11 protein-coding genes are annotated in these 24,261 nt (G+C 28.2%); 1 reads left to right on the forward strand and 10 read right to left on the reverse strand.

Features of this window, described 5'->3' with window-relative positions; translation table 11 throughout:
• The first annotated feature begins 25 nt into the window (after window positions 1-25).
• On the forward strand, window positions 26-1,426 hold the full coding sequence (fumC, locus tag H518_RS0109310) for a class II fumarate hydratase (RefSeq protein ID WP_028888804.1): 1,401 nt from the start codon (window positions 26-28) through the stop codon (window positions 1,424-1,426).
• A 246-nt stretch (window positions 1,427-1,672) separates the two neighbouring features.
• Here fumC and H518_RS0109315 read toward each other — a convergent pair whose 3' ends face one another.
• The 10 genes from H518_RS0109315 to H518_RS0109375 all read right to left on the reverse strand — a co-directional run bounded on the left by H518_RS0109315 (window position 1,673) and on the right by H518_RS0109375 (window position 24,220).
• Window positions 1,673-3,055: an aspartate kinase gene (locus tag H518_RS0109315; protein WP_028888805.1), complete on the reverse strand. Its 1,383-nt coding sequence runs from the start codon at window positions 3,053-3,055 to the stop codon at window positions 1,673-1,675.
• A 12-nt stretch (window positions 3,056-3,067) separates the two neighbouring features.
• Window positions 3,068-3,982 (reverse strand): cupin-like domain-containing protein, encoded by a 915-nt coding sequence (locus H518_RS0109320; protein WP_028888806.1) that lies wholly within the window; start codon window positions 3,980-3,982, stop codon window positions 3,068-3,070.
• A gap of 7 nt (window positions 3,983-3,989) precedes the next feature.
• Window positions 3,990-4,676, reverse strand: coding sequence for a 4'-phosphopantetheinyl transferase family protein (locus H518_RS19595; protein ID WP_051263725.1), 687 nt, complete (start codon window positions 4,674-4,676; stop codon window positions 3,990-3,992).
• 21 nt (window positions 4,677-4,697) lie between these two features.
• Window positions 4,698-6,767: a MauE/DoxX family redox-associated membrane protein gene (locus tag H518_RS0109330; protein WP_028888807.1), complete on the reverse strand. Its 2,070-nt coding sequence runs from the start codon at window positions 6,765-6,767 to the stop codon at window positions 4,698-4,700.
• A gap of 22 nt (window positions 6,768-6,789) precedes the next feature.
• Window positions 6,790-8,760, reverse strand: a complete 1,971-nt coding sequence (locus H518_RS0109335) for a prenyltransferase/squalene oxidase repeat-containing protein (protein ID WP_028888808.1) — start codon at window positions 8,758-8,760, stop codon at window positions 6,790-6,792.
• Between the two features lie 1,049 nt (window positions 8,761-9,809).
• The gene (locus tag H518_RS0109355; RefSeq protein ID WP_028888809.1) at window positions 9,810-12,254 is read right to left on the reverse strand and encodes an outer membrane beta-barrel family protein; all 2,445 of its coding nucleotides are present in this window, start codon (window positions 12,252-12,254) and stop codon (window positions 9,810-9,812) included.
• A 50-nt stretch (window positions 12,255-12,304) separates the two neighbouring features.
• A complete protein-coding gene (locus H518_RS0109360) occupies window positions 12,305-13,009 on the reverse strand; it encodes a thioesterase II family protein (RefSeq protein WP_081411175.1) in 705 nt (234 codons plus the stop codon).
• Window positions 13,010-13,309: 300 nt separating this feature from the next.
• Window positions 13,310-13,759 (reverse strand): hypothetical protein, encoded by a 450-nt coding sequence (locus H518_RS0109365; protein ID WP_155995194.1) that lies wholly within the window; start codon window positions 13,757-13,759, stop codon window positions 13,310-13,312.
• A gap of 33 nt (window positions 13,760-13,792) precedes the next feature.
• Window positions 13,793-15,472, reverse strand: coding sequence for an ATP-binding cassette domain-containing protein (locus tag H518_RS0109370; RefSeq protein WP_028888812.1), 1,680 nt, complete (start codon window positions 15,470-15,472; stop codon window positions 13,793-13,795).
• A 27-nt stretch (window positions 15,473-15,499) separates the two neighbouring features.
• Window positions 15,500-24,220, reverse strand: a complete 8,721-nt coding sequence (locus H518_RS0109375; RefSeq protein WP_262509214.1) for a non-ribosomal peptide synthetase — start codon at window positions 24,218-24,220, stop codon at window positions 15,500-15,502.
• Between the last annotated feature and the right edge of the window lie 41 nt (window positions 24,221-24,261).

A 24,261-nucleotide genomic window follows, 5' to 3' on the forward strand; every position in this document is an offset into this window, starting at 1 on the left:
ATATATTCTTTTAAATCATTTTATAATGACAAAGTTCAGAATCGAAAAAGACACAATGGGGAATGTTGAAGTTCCTGCTGATAAATATTGGGGAGCCCAAACAGAACGCTCTCGTAACAACTTTAAAATAGGTCCTTCAGGTTCTATGCCTTTAGAAATAGTTTATGGTTTTGCTTATCTTAAAAAAGCTGCTGCTTATACAAATGCCGAATTAGGTGTATTAGCTAATGAAAAAAGAGATTTAATTGCACAAGTTTGTGATGAAATTTTAGCTGGTAAACACAACGATCAATTTCCGTTAGTTATATGGCAAACAGGTTCTGGTACGCAATCTAACATGAACTGTAACGAAGTTATTGCTAACAGAGCGCATGAAATTGCTGGTAAAGTAATCGGTGAAGGAGAAAAAACCATTCAGCCAAATGATGATGTAAACAAATCGCAATCATCTAACGATACATTTCCTACAGGTATGCATATTGCTGCTTACAAGAAAATTGTAGAAGTAACAATACCTGGAGTAGAACAATTACGCGATACTTTACAGGCAAAATCAGAAGCTTTTAAAGATGTTGTAAAAATAGGTCGTACGCATTTAATGGATGCTACTCCCCTAACCTTAGGTCAAGAATTTTCTGGTTATGTAGCACAATTAAACTTCGGTTTAAAAGCATTAAAAAATTCTTTAGAACACTTATCGCAATTAGCTTTAGGTGGTACTGCTGTTGGTACAGGATTAAACACACCTGCTGGTTACGATGTTTTAGTTGCTAAGTACATTGCAGAATTTACAGGTTTACCATTTATAACTGCCGAAAATAAATTTGAAGCCTTAGCTGCACACGATGCTTTTGTTGAAACACATGGTTCTTTAAAACAATTAGCGGTTTCTATTAATAAAATAGCAAATGATATTCGTATGATGGCTTCAGGTCCACGTTCTGGTATTGGTGAATTAATTATTCCTGCTAACGAACCAGGTTCTTCTATTATGCCAGGAAAAGTAAACCCTACGCAGGCAGAAGCAATTACTATGGTTTGTGCACAAGTTATGGGTAACGATGTTGCTGTTACTGTTGGTGGTACGCAAGGGCATTACGAATTAAACGTATTTAAACCAATGATGGCGGCTAACGTATTACAATCTGCTCAATTAATTGGAGATGCTTGTGTATCTTTTGATGTTAATTGTGCTGCTGGTATTGAGCCAAATCACGGTAGAATTACTGAGTTAGTAAACAACTCATTAATGCTAGTTACTGCATTAAATACAAAAATAGGATATTATAAAGCTGCTGAAATAGCAAATACAGCGCATGCAAACGGAACTACCTTAAAAGTAGAAGCTGTTCGTTTAGGTTATGTTACCGAAGCTGAATATGACGAATGGGTAAAACCTGAAGACATGACTGGTGGTTTAAAATAAGCTGACTTACTATATTATAAAAAACCCGCAATTTTAAATTGCGGGTTTTGTTTTATACTCTATTTTAAGTTTTATTGATGAAACCTTCTACTAACAACTACTTTTATTCTTTCTGAAAGAAAACTTAAATATCTCATATATTCAAATTTTACATATCATTTTTAAATGTATTTTATAAACTTCAAAAAATACCTTCTTTGTCTAAAGGAAAATTACAAAACTGATTTAACCAAATAAAAAAAATTACTATATGAAATTATTTTCAACCTTTAAAAAAGAACTTGTTAGTTCTTCATGAAGTAAGACTAATGCTTTTTTAAAATCAGTTTTATTAAAAATTAAAGAAATCGAATTATTAAAAAATCGAAACCCAAGAATATTAATATTATGCTCAACTAATAAGTTTTTAATATTTTCTAGCTCTAATTTTTTATCCATTTTTTTACTAGTAATTGTAATCAAATCAATATTTCTATCAACTATTTCAATATTTTTTAAATCAGAAAATAATATAATACTTTCTTGAGAACCTTTAAGGTTTAAGCTAAAAAAATTAATACAGTCATTAGCTACAATATAAAATGATTTGTTTTGATTATTAGTTTTTTTTATTCTAAAAAATAAATAATCTTTATCAATTACCTCTTTAATTAAATTTTTACTTAGGTCTGTCTTTTTTTCAAAAGCCACAATACTACATGATTGATGTACTGACAAAACACGTTGTAATGTATTTTCGTGATTTATAACCTGGGTTCCTTTAAAATTAAAGTTAAAAGTATTTCGTATTAAAAAAGGAATATTATGTTTTGACAGTTCATTAATAGAATTTGGATGAACTAATACATTCGACCCAAATTTCGTTAAGTTTTTAAGTTCATCATAAGTAATATTATCTAAGGAACTAGCCTTCATTACAGTATTAGGATCTGCTGTCATAATACCATTTACGTCAGTCCATTTAGTAACTTTTTTTGCATTTAAAATAGTTCCTAAAACTGTAGCTGTATAATCAGACCCCCCCCTGCCTAAAGTTGTAGTATCTCCATAAATAGAGCGAGCAATAAACCCCGTAACTACATAGCTTTTCTTATTTTCATAAAAAAAAGAATGCATTATAGATTTTGTTAAATCCCAATCTATTTTAGCATTCGTAAAGTTATTATTGGTAATTATCAATTCTCGGGCATCTTTAAATGAAAAACTCATTTGATTACCTTTTAAGTATGTAGCTATAATATGGGCAGAAAATAACTCACCAAAACTCACAATTTTATCATAATCCTTCCCTATTAAATTACCTTTTTTAATAATAAGACTTGAAATTTGTATTAAATCTTTTTCAAGTCTTTTAATAATTTTTAATAATCCTTTAGGTACTTCTTGAAATATATAGTTTATAAACTCAATATGTTCATCAGAAATTAATTTAAGGACTTTTCTGTATTCTTCATCTTGAACTTTTAATAAATCGGTAACCCGCACTAAATTATTAGTTATTCCTTTTAGTGCAGAAACTACAATAATTAAAGGAGTTTCATTCGAGTTATATTCCTTAATTATTTGTAACATATTTTCTAAAGAAGTTTTAGAACTAACTGAACTCCCTCCAAATTTTAAAACTTCCATAAAATTAAATATTTATACTCTTTCTTTAACTATACTTTTTTCTAATACGGCTATAATTTCATCTACCGTTGTTGTTGAAGAAACTTGATCTCCTAAAAAAAATCTTAAAATTTCTATTTGACTGTCGTTTGGATTTTTTCGTAAATGATTTATTAATTTTTCTAAACCAGAAGCATGAACAAAATTCCAGGTAATAGAAATACTATCGGTAGCACAAGTAACATCATGAAACCATCCTGCAGGGAAAAGAATTATTTCACCAGCAGATAAAGTTACTTTAGTATGAATTTTTGCTGATGTAAATTCCGAAAATTTATTTAAATCTGGATCAATAATGTTTACAAACTCATCACCATTCATTACATATTCTTCTTGATCTGGAGCATATAATGTAATGTCCTTTTTTCCATATAACTGACATAAAACAGCATTACTATTAAACGGATCTTTATGCAATCTTGTTCTTGAACCTTTTCCAGAAATAAATAATCCTTTATATGGAAATCTAAATTCAGTAATACTTTTATTTTCTCCTTCTCTTACCAATGGAACTAATAATGAATCTTGTGGCAAAAAATAAGGATGAGTCCAAGATTCTTTTAAACTATCAAATACATCATCTGACCATAAAAAATCTACATCTTTTAATTTTGTATACCATCTTACATAATTCTTACAATCAATATTTGGTTTATTAAAATTAGCATCCAGATAACTTTCTAACGAAGCAACATTCTGTAAATCAAACAAATCATCATAAATTTGGGTAAACTCAGAGCCAAATTCTTTTTTTAAGGATGCAGGTTGAAACCTTGATAAATCCCAATCACTCATTGCATCTGTAATAATTATTGGAAAATTCCCTGTAATGTTATTTTGCAAAAATTCTTCTTTAGAAATTTTTTCAACTCTTCTTATTTCTTTCATTTTAAAATTAATTTTGGTTAGTAGTTTTGACTAGTTTTTCATACAGATTATCTATAGTCATATGTGTTAAATTGACAACATTTTTTTTGATAGATGTACTAATATGACATTTGTAATTTTCTGTAATCAATATGTTTTTATAAAACCATTTATCTGTGTTAGTGATAATATGATCTGTATTAATTTTTATTTCTGTTAAAGGAATATGTAAACCTCTTCCGTCTGCTTTTGATACCGCTTCTTTAATTGTCCATAAATCATAAAAAGTACATATTGGTGTTTGTGATTTATAAATTTTGTTTTTTTCAACGGCAGTTAAAACGGAATGAAAATCTTTTATTTTTATTTTCGAATCTATTTTTTCTATATCAATACCTAAAGGTTCTTTAGAAAGTGTATATGCAAAAACAACATATTCTCCAGAATGAGAAATGTTAAATGAAAACTCTTCATCCAAGTATGGTTTTTGATATTTGGTATATTTTATTTTTAAAAAAGCATCTTTACCAAAGAAATTTTCTGCTATTTTTTTTAGTAATAATTTACCAATTAAAGAAGCTTGACGATCTTTCCAATGATAAAATTTAGTTATTTTTGAATGTTGATGTTTTGGAATTAAATTCAAACAACAATCCCACAATTTTTGCGGCATTAATGTATGATTTCTTACAGAAATAACTGTTATGGTTTTCATTGAAAAAGAGTTAAAGACAAATTAATCAGGTAGATTTTCTCCTATTTTGTTGTTTACTTTTATAACCGTGTCGTTTTTTATAGTTAATAAAACAGGCACATTTTTAGTAAGTTTTCTTAACGCGTTTCTTGTAATAAACTCAACAGGAAAATCAACTTTCATACTGTTTTTAAGCGTATTAAAATCCTCCTTTTTTTCTAGAATACTAATTCCAATTACTTTTTCACCTCCATTTGCTATATCGTTCATATGCGGAATTGCATTTTTACAGTGGATACAATTTGGTGAAAACAAAAACCAATATTCAGCCTTTTTCATTTCATTAGAAATTGTAACCCCTGAATCATAAATAGAATTACCAATATTCTTGAATACAAAACCAGATGACTTTGAAGCGTTAAATTTAAAAACCTGAAACGTAGTTAAAAACACGATAACTATAGAAATGAGTATTTTAACTGTTCGTTTAGAAATAGTAGTTTTAAGTTGTTTCAGAAGAAAAAAGGATAATAAAAGTAAAAAAGTATTTTTTAATAATACAACTTCAATTTTACTTGAGTTTAATACATCAAAGCTGCCAAAACAATCGCATTCTTTTATCCCTAATTGAAAATACCCGTAGCTGTATACCAAACTTAACATCAATAAAAAAGCAATTGATACTTTTGGAACTACTTTTTTAAATATCCAAGTAGCAAAGCTTAATGCTAAGAAATACTCAAGAGCAATAATAAAATAGGCTAAAAAGCCAATATTTGGTGCATATTCTAGCACCTTTTGTTTAAAAGGTGAAAAATCTAATGTTTTACCAACTGCTGAAAGTAAATAAATTACAGATAAGACAATATGTACACCAATCCATAGTACTTCTTTTGTATTTATTGTTTTAATAACTTTCATTCTTTGATACATTTTTTTTAAAAACCTAAATAAGATGTAATAGAATAATAGCGGAATTGTAAGCTTTTTAAGTGAGTTATAATCGAATTTAAAACCACCTTTAAGAAAATCTTCTATAAGATTGTAAATAGTTATTGGATAACTAAAAATAGCATTATAATCTGTGATTAAAATCCAACCTAAAAAAACAACAATGAAAGAATTACTTATAAGGGCATATAGGAATAAAAGGATATTCTTTTTAGAATAGATAAAAACATTCTTTTGTATAAATTGACCAAAAAATTGTTTTATTTTTTGATTAGAATTAGCTCTAAGATTATTTACTCCAGTAATATCTGATAAGACCCAATATCCATCGGTTCTAAAAAAAGGATTTAGATTCACCAAAACACTTAAAATACCTAATAAATAAACAAGAACTAGAAACTCAATTTTATGTGTAAATAAAAATAAAACCCCAAATAATGTAGCAATTAATACTTGTATATGAAGACCAGCGAGATTTACAACAATTCGTTGTTTTTTAGTTAACTTCCAAATATCAGAAACATCTGCAAACATCACTGGTGATAGTAAATAAAAGCCAAAACCAATATTACCATGTTTTCCCCCAAAATGATTACAAGCTGCTGCGTGACCAAATTCATGTAAAAACAGCGTAACAACGATTACAACTCCAATAAAAAGAGCTTTTGAAAAGGGTAAATTAGTAAAAGATTCAAAAGTTACCTCCCCCCAATAATTAACTCCAATAAAAGCTATAAATATCAAACAACTTACTTGTATTGGGTAAAATATAGTTTTTGAAAATAATGGAGCAATTAACTTAGCAATAGGTGCTACTATTTTTTCTGGAATAACATCAAAACTAAGTTTTAAATAGTCTGGTTTTGAAGCAATTTCATTTGAATAAAGATCATTTTCTATAATCTGATATTTTCCTAGGTCTTTATATAAAATTTCATAAACTTTTTCTGCGCTTACATCTTTATTTATAGCCTCGCTAAATTTTTCTGAAAGTTCTGTTACTGTTTTTTTTCCATCTACCAATTCAAGAAGCACAGTAACAAGTTCTGTAATCTTTACATAATGATTCAATTTATTATGCACAACTAAATTTCCATTTCCATCGTATGGTAGAATTTCTGCGTCTAGGGATTTTATTGGAATTAATTGTAAAACATTCATTGGTTACTTAGTTTTTATTTTTTTATAAATTACTATTTATATAACTAGACAACCCCGATATACAAGCAGAGGTTGTAAATAATCTATGAAAATCTTTTACAATAATATTAGTTCCAGAATCACTTACTTTCCAAGTAACATTTGATGAATTTGCATTTATAATTGATGGTTGAGGAATTCGCATTGATGCATTTTCTAACCATGACCCATCTTTTAATTGTTCATTTAAAACAATACTTACAATTTCATTTATATCTTGTTTGTACTTTTCTAAAAAAAGATTGTTTACAATTAGTGACTCTAATAATAAACCTAAATAAAAGCAATTTTTATCTTCTTTCAATTTTGTATACGAAGTACTCTTTACAAAGTTCTCTAATGAACTTGATGCTAGTTTAATCATATTTATATCCTCTATTAAAAAGGCTCCTTTTAAAATAAGATTAAAAGCATAAACATCATGGGTCCACCAGTATGATTTTACAGCATCTTCTTGTTGAATTATAAACTCTAAGTATTTTTTCACATTAAAGAATGCCCTATTTTTAATGTTTGCTTCACATAAGAATAAATAAGCTGCAGCACTCACACAAAAATGAGAATTTAACCATCCTTTTACATTTGCATCAGTTGAGAAGTTTAATGAAACAATTACTTCTTCTTTAGATTTGTAAGTACTAAAACCACCATCTTCATTTTGAAAAGAATACCAATTATTTAATTGTTCTTCTGATATTTTTATATTGTTTTTTAATAAGGCTCTTAGAACAAAAGTGGTAGAATCTGCATCTGAAATCCATTTACTATTATACCCCCAAATATTATTTTCAGCAGTGTGTTGTTGTAAAAAAGCAACTGCTTTTGTAGTATCTATTTTATAATTTATATTGTTTTCTTCTTGAGATAGAAGAAATCCTGTAGTCCAAATATCACTTATTCCTGCATCATTAAAATAATCTATCCAATTTCCTTTTTCTTTATTTTGTGAGTTTTGTATAAATTTTTTAGCGTTATCAAATGCTATTTCCGGGGACTTATAATTATTTATTTTTTGATTTGATAGTTTTTGTCGGCTATGAAAAACAGCTACAAATCCTGACATGTTTAATTGATTTTTAACTATTTCGTTGTATAGTTTTTGAATTTCAATTTTCCATGCTGGTAAGTCGTAAGGTGCTATTGTTTTTTTAGCCTTTTCTAAATATCCTAATGCTTTATCATACAGTTTTACGGCTGTACCATTTAAGTACATAGCTTTTTTTAAATTCTTAATTGTTTTTCCTTTAATTTCCTGTTCACCAATTTCTTGTGTAAGTTCAAAGTAAGCAATATTAAATTGCCCATTCTCAATATCTTCTTGAAGGTCTGAAACGTCGTCGGTTATTTGAAAAGCGGTGTAAAAAAATTTATGAGCGTTTAGTAAATCTGTATATAATACTATATCGTTTAGTTTAGAGATATGATATAACGCGTCTATTGCTACTTTACCAAAAGCTGATTTATAATCTGCTAATTTTTCAAAGCCTTCGTAAGAATTAATAGCATGTGATTTTTGATCTATTTCAAAGGCTTTTACGTATTGAAATTTTCTAGAATTCCATGATTTCCAAAATTGATGGTTATTAGGAAATAAACTCGAAAGTAATTTTATTGATTCTTCTTTACAAATATCAGAAATCAAGTACGAAAAGAAACTATCCTTTGGCGACTGATTATCAAACATTTCATCTACTAAAATTATAGCTTTATAATATAAAAACCCAGCAATAGTAAGTACATCTAAAATCTTTTTATTTTCTATTTTAAATACAGTATTAAATAAATATGGATAGTATGTATAATATACTGGGTTATTCTCTATAAACTGTTTATCAGCAATTGCTTTTACTATATTTTCAGGCAACTCTAGTGTATTCAGGTAATTATTTAAAGCAACTGTAAAAGTTGTTTTAAAGCTTTGCTCTTGTATTTGTTTTTCAGATAATTGAATCATTTTTCCTAAAAAAATTATAGTTTTTGTATTGATGATATAAAGAGTTACTGTTGTAGCTAACTACAACAGTAACTTAATTTCTAATTTTTAGAAATCACATGTAACATTACCAGGTGTAGGGACACATGTATCATCCCAAGAAGCCATTTCTAAACGTTCTTCTAATTTTTCTACTTGAAATTCGTTTGTTTGATTAAAATTTTTCATTTTTATAAAATTTATTAATTCATTGCCTACTCTTTAAAGGATTTTCAGCATACTCCAATTTTTTGTTCGTAGTTAAATACTACTAAAGCTTAATTTCTAGTTTTTAGAAATCACATGTAACCTGACCAGGAGTAGGGACACATGAGTCATTCCAAGAAGCCATTTCTAAACGTTCTTCTAATTTTTCTACTTGAAATTCGTTTGTTTGATTAAAATTTTTCATTTTATAAAATTTAATAATTAATGCTTACTCTTTTAAAGGATTTTCGGCAAGCTCCATTTTTTTGTTTGTAGTTAAATTACTACTAAGGCTTAATTTCTAGTTTTTAGAAATCACATGTAACCTGACCAGGAGTAGGGACACATGAGTCATTCCAAGAAGCCATTTCTAAACGTTCTTCTAATTTTTCTACTTGAAACTCGTTTGTTTGATTGAAATTTTTCATTTTATAAAATTTAATAGTTAGTGCCTACTCTTTAAAGGATTTTCAGCATACTCCTAATATTTAAACAATATTATACCTGGACATTTCCCATAGTATAGATGGAATATGTCTATTTTATTTAACTAATAAAGTATATTGATAAAAGAATTTGGTTATCGCAGATGTGTCATATTTTTTTAAATATGCTACTACATCTTATTCTTTTAAAAAGTGATTTTTAATGAGTATTTGACTTAAAAATATTCTTTTACAGGTCAAGGCTATATTAGGATTGATAATTTTTTCGCTAAATAATTATGAATCAAGACTTCTACTAAAACCTAGTGCTTTATTATGAATAAATACATTTTAAAATTACAAAACACTTGTTATCAAATTGTTTGTTTACCATTAATATTATTCTTGATATTGTTCTAAACGATTGTTTTCTTGCTCACTACCTGTTTCTCTATCTTTCGTCTTTTTGTTATAACCACTACCTAATCTATACGTAAAAGCTAACATTAATGTTTTTGTTTGCCATGTGTTTTTTACTGTTAAGTCTGTATTAGGGAAACCACTTTTAGCATTAAAATTTGTCCAACCAAAAATATCATTTCCACTTAATCTAATTTTCCCTCTACCATCACAAATTTTTCTAGAGATACCAAATGAAACTCTTCCAAAAGGTTCTCTAACAAAGGTATCTGATAAACTTTCAGAGGTGTACCAACCTGCTAATTCTAATTTCCAATTGTTATTAATACTATATTGATTTAATAAAGAAGCTGAGAATGTATTTGCTTCAATAGAAAACTTATCATTACCAACTATACCCTTTAGTTTATTTTGGCTATAATCTAAGTTTAAAGAAATAGCTAAATCTTCTGTAACTGGCATTTCTATACTCAAATTGGCTCCATAAGTTGTTAAATTATTTAGGTTTTCTTTTCTTATAAATGTTTCGTTAGTTACATCATCTTGAAAAATAACTTCCGTAATAATATCTTTTGTTTTATTATAATATAATGATGTAGAAATAGCTCCATCAAAAAGAGAATAGCTTAACTCAAAATTATCACTAAATTGAGGCGTTAATTCTGGGTTTCCTTCTTCAAAAGTATAGGCATCATAGAAATATCTAAAAGGGTTTAAATCTTTATACTCAGGTCTCTCTAATCTTCTACCATAAGATAACCCTACATGTTCTCCTTCACCTAAATCATATTTAAAAAAGGCCGATGGTAAAATATTGATATAGTTATTTGTGAAAATAACATTTTCTTTTACTTGATTTCCTGTAATGTCTGTCTTTTCAACTCTAACTCCTGCTTGGAAAGATATATTACCAAATAATTGTGTATAGTTTACGTATCCGGCATTTACATTTTCATCGTATTTAAAATAATTGCTTAAAGACGTATTCAAAACCAGCTCATTACCTACTTGTTCGTAAAATTTAGCATCATTATCTGATTTTACAAAACCTATTTTTGCACCTAATTCTAATTTAGACACTTCACTTAATGGCAATGTATAATCAACTTTTGCTGTAAATATGCTAATATCTTGTGGTAAGATATTTAATAACTTTTCATTTTCTGTTAAATTATCTGAAGTATCAAAATAACTATTTTGAAAAGATTGTTCTACTTCTGATTTGAATTTTAAATAATCTAAATCCGCAGAAATATTTTGCCCGTTTTCATCTAGTTTATGAGATAGATGAATATTGGATTTAAAATTTCTATAATCTGCATCATATACTGCTGGCCCAATTAATGTAGTATTTACTGTATTAGTAGCATCTAAAAGTGAAGTAAGGTTACTAATATTTGTATCTCCAATAGTTACTTGTGGAGTAATAGAAAAACCTATAGTCGTTTGTTCATTTATAAAATAATCCAACCCTAATCTGGCAGTTAAGAGATTATTTCTTCTTTTCATAAACGTATTTTGGTCAAATACAGAAAGGAGATTATCGTTCGTATCATAAAACTTTCTAACGATATAATAATCTTCAAAATCATTTCTGTTAGTGTAACTTACATTACTAAAGAAACTTATTTTTTTAGAATTTATATTTAAACCAATACTATTTGCTATTGTCGCATATTTACCTTGTCTATATGATGAGTTTAAATTTAATTCCCATCCTTTTTGGTAGTTCTTTTTAGTAATGATATTAATAATCCCTGCATTACCTTCAGCTTCATATTTGGCAGGAGGATTGGTCATTATTTCTATATTTGAAAATTGATTTGCAGGAATTCCGCTTATAAAATTTTCTAAATCACTACCTTGCAAATAAGAACGTCTTCCGTCAATTAAAACAATAACTCCAGATTTTCCACGTAATGAAATATTTCCGTTTGCTCCTAAATTTACGCCTGGAGCAACTTGTAAAACTTCTGCTAAACTTCCACCATCCGCATTCATAGTAGCATTTACGTTTAAAACAACTCTATCTATTTCTCTTTTGATAAATCTTCGTCTGCTTTTGATTTCAACTTCTTCAAGAATATTTCCGCTTTTTAGCTGAATAGCAGGAATTTCTGTAGCGTTAGTTTTGTGTACAAAATTGGTGTATACATCTTTAAAACCAACAAAACTGGTGTGCATATAATATCTTTGAAATGGAATGTCGTTAAAAACAATACTTCCGTTAGGTTCAGATATCGCTATTTTTACCATAGAAGAATCTTGCGCACGATATAATACATTGGTTGAAAACTCTAATGGTTCTGATGATTCATCAAAAATTTTTGTAGTTATTGAGCCTGAAGATTGCGCGTTTACAAATAGTAAAGGACAACAAAAAAGGAGTGCTAGAAGTATTTTAGTGATACTATTATTTTTCATTTTCTTTAGTTTTCTCTTTTGAAAGAGTTTAGTTTATGTAAATATTTGTTTTAAAAAACAGGTTTTGATTCTTTTAGCAGAATTTTATTTATGGTATTAGCAATAAACTCTATATGATCGAGTATGAAAAAGTGATTCCCTTTTAAAAACTCATAACTAAAAGTAGATGAAGTTTCCTTTTGCCAATCTTTTATGTCTCCAACCGTTATATTTTCATTTAAGCCGCAAAGTATTTTCACAGGTACATTGTATTTTGTATCCTCTACATACATGTTTGTTTCAATAGCTTTTATATCAGATCTTAAAATAGGAAATACAAAATCTAAAAGCTCTTGATTTTCAATCAATTCTTTTGGTAAACCTCCCAATTGTATGATTTTTCGTTTAAATGACACTTCATCTAAATCATGAATTCTGTTTTTTGTTCCTCTTATCAAAGGAGATGAGCAACCTGTTGCTAAAAAACAAACAGGTAAAGATTTATTATTTTTATTTAATTTATGTAAGATTAAATTTCCTAATAAAGCTCCCATAGAGTGGCCAAAAAGCATATAAGGATTATGTAAATGTTGTTGAATTTGATTATAAACATCATCAACAACTTCATCCATACTTTCCAATAATGGTTCCATAATTCTGGTTCCTCTACCTGGTAACTCCAAGGTAATTGTTTCTATTTTTTCATCGATGTACTGTGAAATATTCCGGTAGGAATATTTATTACCTCCAGCGTAGGTAAGACAGATAAGTTTCATTTTTTCTGTTGTATTATTTTAATAGATAGATATTATGATATACAGATAATAAATCATTAAGTAAAAATCACATTAGACAATTGAAAGCAATAGAATAGGCTCAAGACTATATACGTTATAAAGATTAGCCCCCTTAACACAATGAGTTTTTAAATAAAAAATATAACGTGAGTAATTTAATAAACTAATAATCTTATTGACTTATAAAAAAATTGTTTCAATCACAACTTGTTTTTTGAGTTTTTTTTTTAAAAAAAACTTGTTATATTTTTAATACAAAATAATTATCTATATATCGTATTAAAATTCCCACCTCAAGGAATTCGTTGACTTATTTTTCGTTTTAAAGGATTTTATATACCAGCTATCTTTTTTCTTTTTTAATCTTACAACCATTTCTTTTTCGTTAAAGAAAAAAATGTATTTTGCTTTCCCGAAGAAATCATTAACGGCATAAAACTCCAGAATAAGTGGTATCTGTTTTTTTGGAACCATTGATTCTGTATGCTCTTCATTAACAATTATGTTAACTTTTTTATTAAACGAAGACAAATGTAATTTTGTTAAATCACTATCATCAACTTTCAAAATTACAGGTATAAATGTTTTACCATTTGATTCTTCTCTTAAAACACTTTTAAACTCTTTTGAATTTAAAACAACTTGCAAAGATTCTTTTATCTGTTGAGACATTAATAAGGATATATTTAGTATTGATAAAATTAATAGTAGGTTGATTTTTTTTCTCATTATTTCTTTTCTTTAAAGGAATATACTTAACATTTACATTGATTGTAACTCCATATTTTTCACCTTTTCTTTTGTGTTAATGCTATCAGATTCAATGTTTCCAAAATTGAACTTAATCAATCTTTTTGCTTGCTTAAAATAAGCATCGTCATGAGTTACAGAAACAACTGTTTTTCCTTGTTCTTTTAATCTAGGAATAATAACATTGTAAAAATATGCTCTAAATTCAGGATCTTGTTCTGCTGCCCATTCGTCTAAAACTAGCACTTCTTTTTCTTCTAATAAACTATATATCAAAGCAACTCTTTTTTGTTGTCCTTTAGATAAACTTACCTTTACCTTACCTTCTTCTTTGTTAATTTCAAATACCCTTTCTATTTGCATTTCTTTAACTAACTTCGTTAATTCATTGTCTTTCTTTTCGTAATCAAAGTTGTTATAATTTTCTGTAAAAAGATAGTTATCTGTAAAGATACAGGAGATTTGATCTCTGTAATAGCTATAATTATTAGCAGTAATTAACGTATCATTTAAAAATATTTTACCAGAAATAGGCTTGTATAAGCCAACTAATAGCATAATAAATGTACTTTTTCCGCTACCATTCCCTCCTGTAATAAATATACTTTCACCTTTGGTAATAGTTAAGTTCAATGGTTTTAATTTAAACGCTACTTCTTTTTTATCATTGTAATATTCATATTCAACATTTTCAAAACGAATTGACTTAAATTCAGTATTAAAGTTAGTCATGTCTCCGTGGTTTAATGCATCACCTTGTTTAATTCCTAGGGTTTCATTAAATTCATTTAATCTGGTTACGGCAACTTTCATTTTTGTAAATTCTTCAATAGCTTCAACTACCGAACTAACAGAACCTAATATGTATAAAATAGTGATAACAAAATTAGTTCTAACATCAGCCGTAATTAATAACATTGCTGGTAAGGCAAATAATATAACACCAATCATTAAATGACCTGCATAACTTCCCATTAAGTTGTTTACTAAAAATTTAGTTACGGTTTTAACAGTAAGGTTTTTAACGTTATTTCTATTCTTAGTCATGTAATCTATATAAATGGTATCACTTCTTTTGGTGCTCATTTTAATTTCTCTAAAGCCTCTTAAGAAATCATTTACATTATTTTGATATATTTCTGCTAAGTTTCTAGACTTGATAATATCTTTTTCTATACTATCATTTCTTAAAAGGTAAATAACAGCCAAAGTTACTAATGTTGCTAAAACAACTGCAGCGCCAAGAGGATGTGTTACAAATAAATAAATAATACCAATGGTGACCATAATAGCTGCATTAAACGTTTCTATAAAGTTTTGAGGAAAACTTTGTAATGTAGAAACATCTTCCATAGCTGTTCTTACTTTCTCTTCACCAAGGTCAAGAAATTCTTTATAACTGGTAAATCTTAATTTATTGAAAATAGATAAGTTTAATTCATTACCTAATTCATAAGTAAGTTTAATCATATACGCCTGAAAATAACGGGCTACTATGAATGAAAATACAATTAAACCACAATAGACAATCCAATCATATTGTTCTGGTACAAAAGGTAATTTTTCCCCAGTAATTTTATTGTTAATAAACAATAGCAAGGCAGAAGCCCATAAGGCGTTTATAAGTCCTAAAACCCCTAGGTTTAAGTAGAAAAACTTTGATTTTTTCTGCAGTAATTTAAATAATCCCATTTTTGTAAAATTTAATTTTTAGAATGATTAATTGTTATTAATAAATTTAGTTATGATTTTAAAAACCTCATTTAGGTTTTCGTGTTCTAAAATGTTAAAGTGATCTCCTTTTACTGAAGCATGTTTAAAGTTTGAATTTGTAACTTTTTTCCAAGATTTCATTTTGTTTTTACCAAAACTATTTTTAGCCTCTATAGCAAGTATATCTGATTTCAATACTTCTTTATAACCTTTATAAGTTTTTAAAATTGATATATTATTATGAATTAAATCATATACTCTAGCTCTACTAAATTCTGGTATTCCAAAACCGTCTAATTGCTCGTTTATAATTTCATTAAAAGTATCGTTACCAGTAATTGAAGTATCATTTTCACGTTCTTTATCAACTAAAATCAATTTTGTTCGGTATCCTTTAGCTTCAATACGTGCAACAATCTCAACGGCTAATAAAGCTCCCATAGAATAACCTAAAACAATGTTTTCACATGTTCTATCTAAATGTGCTTGCATATTTAAATACATGTTTTCTACCATTTCTTCTATACTAGTATCTAATATTTCTTCTGCTTCAAAACCACTATATTGTACCCCTAAACAAGTTATTTGATTGTCTGCTAATTTTTGAGCTAATGGTCTGTAAAGTAATGGAGTTCCTATAACCGGAGGTATCATAAAAAATTTAGATTTATGATTATTTACTTCATTAAGAGATATAATTAAAGAAGCTTCTTTCTTCCCTTCATCTTGTAATAAATTTGCTAAGCCTTTAATAGTAGGTGAAAGTAATAGATCTTTTAACTTTATTTCTTTTTTAAATGTATTCCATAAATCGTTAATCAATTTCATGGCAGTGATGGATTGCCCACCTATTTCAAAGAAATTATCTGTAGTACTAATATTAATTTCATTACCTATAATAGCTTTCCAAATAGTTAATACTTTTTCTTCTAAGTTATTTTCTGGTAACGTAATTTCTATACTTGAAACTATTTTCTTTCTATCAACTGAAATACTTTTTAGTTTTTTATAATCTACTTTTCCATTATTTGTAAGTGGTATTTTATTGATTTCCACAATAAAACTAGGAACCATATAGTCTGGAAGTAAACTTTTTAAGTATTCTTTTAAATTTTGAATATCTAATGATTTATTAGCAATTACAAATGCTGTTAAAACTTGATTGGTAGCATCAAAAGAGATTACAGCTTCTTTAATAATTTTGTGCTTTAGAATCGTAGAAATGATCTCTCCTTTTTCTACTCTATAACCTCTAATCTTAATTATATCACCAGAACGTGTACTAAATTCAATATTTCCATCTGGTAACCATTTTCCTATATCTCCTGTTTTATATAGTTCAATATCTGGGATAAGAGGATGCTCTATAAATACTTCTTTATTTTTTTCAGGTTTGTTAATATAACCTCTAGCAATACCATCTCCTGCTAAATATAATTCACCCCAACAACCAATTGGTAGTGGATTCATAAATTTATCTAAAATGTGAATTTTAGTATTGCTGATAGGCTTACCTATTGGAATAACGTTTTCATTACCTTTTACTTTATATAATGTAGCACAAACACTATATTCTGTAGGTCCGTAAGCATTAAAGTAATTAAGCTTTTTACTGAAATACATTGCATCTGCATAATTTGGGGATTCCCCAGCTGTTACAATTGTTTTTAATGTTTTTAGCTTTTCCTTTTCTAAATTAGAAAGATATGCAGGAGGTAATGTTGCAAAAGATACTTCGTATTTATTAATATAATCGGTGAATTGTAATGGACTAGAAATAGTTTCTTCTGAAACTAATACTAATGTGCTACCTGAATGTAAACCTATGAAAATTTCATAAATAGAAGCATCAAAAGATATGCTAGCAAATTGTAAACAGTTATCATTTGCTGTAATTGCTAATTGTTTGATCTGATCAGAAACCATATTGATATTTCCTTTGTGCGGTATCATTACACCTTTAGGAACACCTGTTGATCCAGAAGTATAAATCACATAAGCTATATCGTTTGAGTTAACAACTTCGTTTAAGTTTTTTGTGTCGTATTTAGATAATACTTCTTTTAGGTTATTTAATCGTTCTAAATTTAAATCCACATCTGTTATATCCAAGGTATCATCTGCAATTATCAATACTGGATCTGCATCTTGTAGTATTATTTTTTTTCTTTGATTAGGTTGTTTGGTATCAATAGGTAAAAAAGCTGCTCCAACTTTTAAAATAGCTAACATGGTTATAATTTGCCATTCTGAGCGTTCCATTGAAAAAGCAATAAAAGTATCTTTCTGTGGATTGTATTTACTTTTAATAAAGTACGCTAATGAATTCGCTTTAGTATTTAATGCTTCATATGTTAACACAACATCGTTAAATATAATAGCTTTCTTATTAGGGTTTTCAATAGCCCTTTGTTCAACTATTTGATGCATTGTGGCATCTGTTTTTAGAGTTTCCGTTTGATTAAAAGAAGCTAAGGTGAATTGATCTTCTGGTGTTAAATATTTTAATTGATCAATTGAATTATCAACATTTTGTTCAATTGTACGCAAGAGTCCTTCAAAATGATGTAAGTATTGACTTAAAAACTCTTCACTATAAATTGACGCATTATATTCAATAAAAACCTCAAGTCCATCTTTCATTTTCTTGGTAACAAACGAAGCATCAAATTTACTTTCAGTTAAATCACCATCAATGTCTTCTATTTGTAAATTTCCCATATTTACAGATTCATCTAGGTCATCATTATTTTGATGCACAAATAAAATGTCAAATAAAGGAGATTCATTTTCGGAATTAGCTAAATTTAAGTCATTTACTACTTTGTCAAAAGGATAATACTGGTGTTCTTCAATATCTAATAAAGTATTTTTAAGTTTGAATAATAATTCTTTAAAGGATATACCTCCATTAATAAAGGTTCTTTGTGCAATAGTATTTACATAAAACCCTATTTGTTCTGATAATTCTTCTTTTTCTCTACCAGCTATTATCGTACCAATAATAATATCATTAATACCTGTATATCTGTATGCTAATGTTTTAAATGTACCTAAAAGGAGCATATATAAACTAACATTTAATTTTAATGCTAATTTTTCTAATTTCTGTAACAAATCATAATTAATAAGGTGCCTTAACGTTTTTCCAATGTTAGTTGCTGTTTTAGTTCCTTTATAAGTTTGAGATAATGAAAACCTTGTTAATTCACCTGCTAAGTTTTTCTTCCAGTACGCTTTACTTTTCTCAAATATGCCATTGGTTAGTTGTTGATTTTCCCATACGGCATAATCCTTGTATTGAATAGGTAATTTAGCTACCTTTAAAGGAATTTCTTGAATTAGTGTATTGTAGTATTCACATAATTCATTTAGAAAAATTGTAGAAGACCAACCATCAGATATAATATGATGAAGGTTTAAAACTAATAGATTTGTTTTTGTGTTTTTTTCATAAACCCTTACATCTATTAAAGGGCCTTCAGCTAAATTAAAGGGTTGATTTACTATCGTTGATATAAAGTTTTCAATTTTCTTATCTTGAATATCAAATTTTTCAATAGTAATAGGTGCTTTAAAATTATTTATTGGAATAATAAATTGTTTTGGTTCTCCTTTTACTTCTCTAAATACAGTTCGTAAAATTTCATGCTTTTCAATAACTGTTATTAAAGCTTTTGATAATGCATTTGTATTTAAATTACCTTTTAACCAATATATACTTGGTACGTTATATGCTACTTTATTATTTGAAAATTCGTGTAATAACCAAAGTCTTTTTTGAGCATGTGAAACTGGATAAAACTCTCTTAATTCTGTAGCTTTAATTCCTTGGTATGCTGTTTCTTGTTTTTCTTCTAATTTTAAGGCTAATTCTTGAAGAGATGGGTACATAAAAAGCTCTTTTAAAAGTAATTTTTTATGAAATTTTTGCTCAATTCTACCTAAAAGCTTTATCCCAATTAGCGAATGACCACCAAAAACAAAGAAATTATCGTGAATTCCTATTCTATCTACCCCTAATAATTCTTGCCAAATTTCAGCTAGCTGTATTTCTGTATCTGTTTGAGGTTCTATATATTTATCAGAAGACACATCTATTACATCTATTTTTGTTAATGCTTTCTTATTTACCTTACCATTTGCAGTCAATGGCATTTCATCTAAAGATACCCAAAGTCTAGGTACCATATAATCTGGTAATTTTGATTGTAATTTCTCTTGAAGATCATTATTATCTAATACTCCATCAATTACTATATAACTTACTAAATTTTTAATACCATTTTCATCTTCTTTTGCTAAGACACAGCAACTTATTACTTCTGGAATACTTGATAAAGTGTTTTCTATTTCGCCTAATTCTATACGGTGGCCACGAATTTTTACTTGATCATCTATTCTTCCTACAAATTCTATTGTTCCGTCTGACAACCATTTCCCTAAATCACCTGTTTTATAAACTCTTCCTTTTCCTGTAAAAGGATTCGTAATAAATTTTTTCTTTGTTAGTTGGTCCAGGTTTAAGTAACCGCGACCAACTCCAATACCGCCTACCCAAAGTTCTCCGATAACTCCAATAGGAGTTAGGTTTTCATCACTGTTTACAATATAAATTTGCATGTTAGCTACTGGTTTCCCAATAGAAACTAAACCATCTTTAGGTGATTTGGTCATGACATGTAAGGTTACATCATCTGAAGCTTCAGCTGGACCGTAAGCATTTATGACAGGAACTTTTGGGTAAGCTTGAAACCATTTATCTAAAACATCTTTAGTTACTGCTTCACCAGTAACTAAAAAGTAATTTAATGTATTAAGTTGACCTGATTTTGTAGTTTCAAGTAAACTTGCGGTATACGAAGGCACTAATTGCAAAATAGTAACCGCATCATTATTTAGGTTTTCTACGAATTTTGTGGTGTCTAATAAATCATTTTCTTTATAAATAGCTGTTTTACCACCTACCAATAAACTACTTAAGATTTGCCAAACTGAAATATCAAATGTAAATGGAGCCGTAAAGGCAATAGTTGTATTTTCATTAAGCTCCAAGGTGTCATTCATTACCAATAAATGATTCAATAATCCTTTATGTTCTATTAAAGCTCCTTTAGGAGTACCAGTACTTCCAGAAGTGTATATCACATAACTTAGTGAATTAGGATCAATATTATGCGTTAATGATGTTGTTGGTTGATTATGATAGGTTGCATATTCTGAATCTAATTCTATTATTTCAAGATCATTAATTAATATTTTTTCTATTACATTTTTGCTAGCAATATCTGTAATTAAAATAAAACAGTTTGTGTCTTCTAAAATATGATGAATTCTTGATGTTGGATAATCTGGTTTTATTGGAACATAAGCTCCTCCAGCTTTTAAAATCCCCAAAATCCCTACAATCATATTAAAAGAACGTTCCAAACAAATTCCCACAAAATCATCAGTGGTAACCCCTTGTTCAACTAAGTACTGTGCTAGTTTATTTGAAAGTTTGTCTAATTCTACATAGGTTTGCGTAACTCCTTCAAATGATAAAGCAATCTTATTAGGTGTATTCTTTACTTGTGTTTGAAACAAGTCTACGACTGTAAGATTTAAATCATAATTAACATTTGTATCATTAAAAACATGTAATAGTTTCTCTTTCTCTGTAGTACTAAGTATTGATAATGAAGATAAGGCCTGTGTTTGATCAACAGTAATATTATTCAACAACTCAATATAATGGTCAAACATCTTTTGAACTGTTTCTTCTTTAAACAAATCAGTACAATATTCAATACCTAAAGAAATACCCGTTTCATGTTCGCTAGCAGAAATATTTAAATCAAACTGAGCAGTATTTTCTTCAAACTCATAGCTGTCTACCTTTAATGTATTAGGTTTCGTGTTATTTAATTCTGGAATATTTTCTACACTAAACATCGTTTGAAATATAGGGGTAATACTCATATCTCTTTCACCAATAACACGATCTACTACATTATCAAAAGGAGCTTGTCCATTAGCATAACCTTCTAATGTTGTTTCTTTTATAGATTTTAAAAAGGTTTGGAAACTTAAAGATTCATCTATATTGCTTCTTAGTGCAATTGTATTAACAAAACACCCCATCATATTTTCCATATTTTTAGTAGTCCTGTTAGCCATAGGAGTCCCTATACAAATATCTTTTTGACCACTGTATTTACTTAACAAAATTTTTAATCCTGCTAGTAAAACCATAAATAAGGTAGCATCTTCTTGTAGGCATAGTTGATTTAGTTTTTGTTTTAAAGCATTGTCTAATTCTAGGTATACTGTTGCTCCGGCTGTACTTTGTATAGCTGGTCTTACAAAGTCTGTAGCTAAAGGAATAGGTATAGTTCCCTGTAATTTATGTTTCCAGTATGATAATTGAACTTCTAAAAAGGCTTTAGAAATATACTTTCTTTGCCAAATAGCATAATCTGCATATTGAATGGATAGTTTTGGTGAACTAAATTCATTACCAGCATATAAAGTATTGTATATATTAGTAAATTCATCAGTAAAAATGGATAAAGACCAACCATCACATGCAATATGATGGAATACGCATACTAAGGCATAGTTATTACCTGGTAACTTAAATAAACAAACTCTAAGCATATAATCTTTTGATAAATCAAAAGGCTGGTTAATAAACTCTGTAACTAACTTTTTTTCTTCCGAAGAATCTATAATAGTAGCTTGAGATAAAAACCAGTTATTTGTAGTCATTAATTTTTGGTAACCAACTCCGTTATTTTCCTTAATAACAGTTCTTAAAATTTCATGACGATCTACAATAGTGTATAAAGATCGTTCAAGTATATCAATGTTGATATCACTTGATAACTTTATTGCAACAGATATATGATATTCAGAACTACCTTGTAGCTTATCAATAAACCATAATCCTTGTTGACTGTATGAAAGTGGTATAAACTCTGGTTTATCTTGTGGAACTATTTCAGGAAGTAACGTGTTTTTAGAAAAATTGCTTAGTTGAGATGCAAATCTAGCAATAGTAGGTTGGGTAAACATTAATTTAACAGGTACTTCTATTGCTAATTCTTTTCTAATCATCGAAATAACACGGGTAGCTAAAATAGAGTGTCCTCCAATTTCAAAAAAGTTATCATGTATTCCTATTTTATCAATACTTAATAGTTCTTGCCATATACTAACTAATTTCTCTTCAACAGCATTGGTTGGCTCAACATATTCAGAACTTGATAAAAGACTCATATCTGGTTCAGGTAAAGCTTTTCTATCTATTTTACCATTACTGTTTAAAGGCATTTGATCTAGCACTACCCAAATGCTAGGCACCATATAGTTTGGTAATTTTTCTTGTAAAAAATTTTGTGTTTTTTCTTTTTCAAAATTAAGGTCCCCTACAATATAACATACTAATCGTTTGTTTGCGTTAGCATCTTGTTTTACTAAAATGCAACAAGTCAAAACAGAAGCATCTTCAAAGAGTACAGTTTCTATTTCGCCTAATTCAATACGGTATCCGTTAATTTTAACTTGATTGTCTGTTCTACCTATAAATTCAATGTTTCCTTCTTCTGACCAACGAACTAAATCTCCAGTTCTGTAAAGTCTGTCTTCAACCTTAAAAGGACTTTTTATAAAATGTTCTGTTGTTAAATCTGCTCTATTTAAATATCCTTTAGCAACTCCAGATCCTCCAATATAAAGTTCTCCAGCAACACCAATAGGTACAAGTTGCTGTTCTGTATCTAATACATATAATTGTGTATTAGAAAGGGGTTTTCCGATAGGAATAGTATGTGCTTGTTTAGGTATATTTTTTATAGGATGATACGTTGCATAAGTAGTAGTTTCTGTAGGTCCATAAACATGAATTAGTACATCTGCTCCTAAAGCTTCAAAGGCTCTTTCTACATGATTTACAGAAACCTGTTCTCCTCCAAATAATAATATTCTAATAGTATTTAAACTAGATAAATCGTAATCTACAAAAGAGTTGAATAATGCAGTAGTTAAAAAGGCTACTGTTAATTTTTCCCCTTTTACAATAGTTGCTAAATCAGCAATGTTTGCAGCATAAGAATTAGGAATTAAAAATAGGCTAGCTCCAGATAATAAACTTCCAAATATTTCATAAGTAGCTCCATCAAAGGCATAATTAGACCATTGTAAAACTCGATCATCAGATTGAATTTGAATGGCATCTTTATCATATACTAAGGTTAAAATATTTTCATCCGTAATTAAGATTCCTTTAGGCGTTCCTGTAGTACCCGATGTATACATTATATATGCAGTACTCGTAATATTTCTAGTTACTGGTCTATAAGAAAAATTTGATGCTAATAGCTCATCTATTTGAATGAATTGATCTTCGTTTATTGATAGTATTGCTTTTAATGCTTCTTCTTTATAAAGAATCGTATTAATAGCAGCATCTTCGATAATAAAAGAGAGCCTGTTTAAAGGTAAAGATGGATCTAATGGTACATAAGTAGCTCCAGATTTTAAGATTCCAATGATACTTATAATCATTTCAAATCCTCTATTAAATAAGATTCCTATATGAGAACCCTCAGTAATATTAGTAGCTTGCATATAACTTGCTACCTTATTAGATTTTTTATCTAAATCTTCATATGTCATTGTTTCTCCCTCAAAAGCTAAAGCTATATTATTAGGAGTTTTAATTACTTGTTCCTTAAAAACTGCTATAACTGATTTCTCTTTTGAATATCGTAAAGCTGTTTTATTAA

Source organism: Tenacibaculum ovolyticum DSM 18103, from assembly GCF_000430545.1.
In the GTDB taxonomy this organism is placed as follows: Bacteria; Bacteroidota; Bacteroidia; order Flavobacteriales; family Flavobacteriaceae; genus Polaribacter; species Polaribacter ovolyticus.

What these genes read in the sequence shown, in the direction of transcription:
- H518_RS0109320 (WP_028888806.1), bottom strand. Translation starts at nt 3,982, where the DNA reads ATGAAAGAAATAAGAAGAGTTGAAAAAATTTCTAAAGAAGAATTTTTG.
- H518_RS0109360 (WP_081411175.1), bottom strand. Translation starts at nt 13,009, where the DNA reads ATGAAACTTATCTGTCTTACCTACGCTGGAGGTAATAAATATTCCTAC.
- H518_RS0109335 (WP_028888808.1), bottom strand. Translation starts at nt 8,760, where the DNA reads ATGATTCAATTATCTGAAAAACAAATACAAGAGCAAAGCTTTAAAACA.
- H518_RS0109315 (WP_028888805.1), bottom strand. Translation starts at nt 3,055, where the DNA reads ATGGAAGTTTTAAAATTTGGAGGGAGTTCAGTTAGTTCTAAAACTTCT.
- fumC (WP_028888804.1), top strand. Translation starts at nt 26, where the DNA reads ATGACAAAGTTCAGAATCGAAAAAGACACAATGGGGAATGTTGAAGTT.
- H518_RS0109370 (WP_028888812.1), bottom strand. Translation starts at nt 15,472, where the DNA reads ATGGGATTATTTAAATTACTGCAGAAAAAATCAAAGTTTTTCTACTTA.
- H518_RS0109365 (WP_155995194.1), bottom strand. Translation starts at nt 13,759, where the DNA reads ATGAGAAAAAAAATCAACCTACTATTAATTTTATCAATACTAAATATA.
- H518_RS0109355 (WP_028888809.1), bottom strand. Translation starts at nt 12,254, where the DNA reads ATGAAAAATAATAGTATCACTAAAATACTTCTAGCACTCCTTTTTTGT.
- H518_RS19595 (WP_051263725.1), bottom strand. Translation starts at nt 4,676, where the DNA reads ATGAAAACCATAACAGTTATTTCTGTAAGAAATCATACATTAATGCCG.
- H518_RS0109330 (WP_028888807.1), bottom strand. Translation starts at nt 6,767, where the DNA reads ATGAATGTTTTACAATTAATTCCAATAAAATCCCTAGACGCAGAAATT.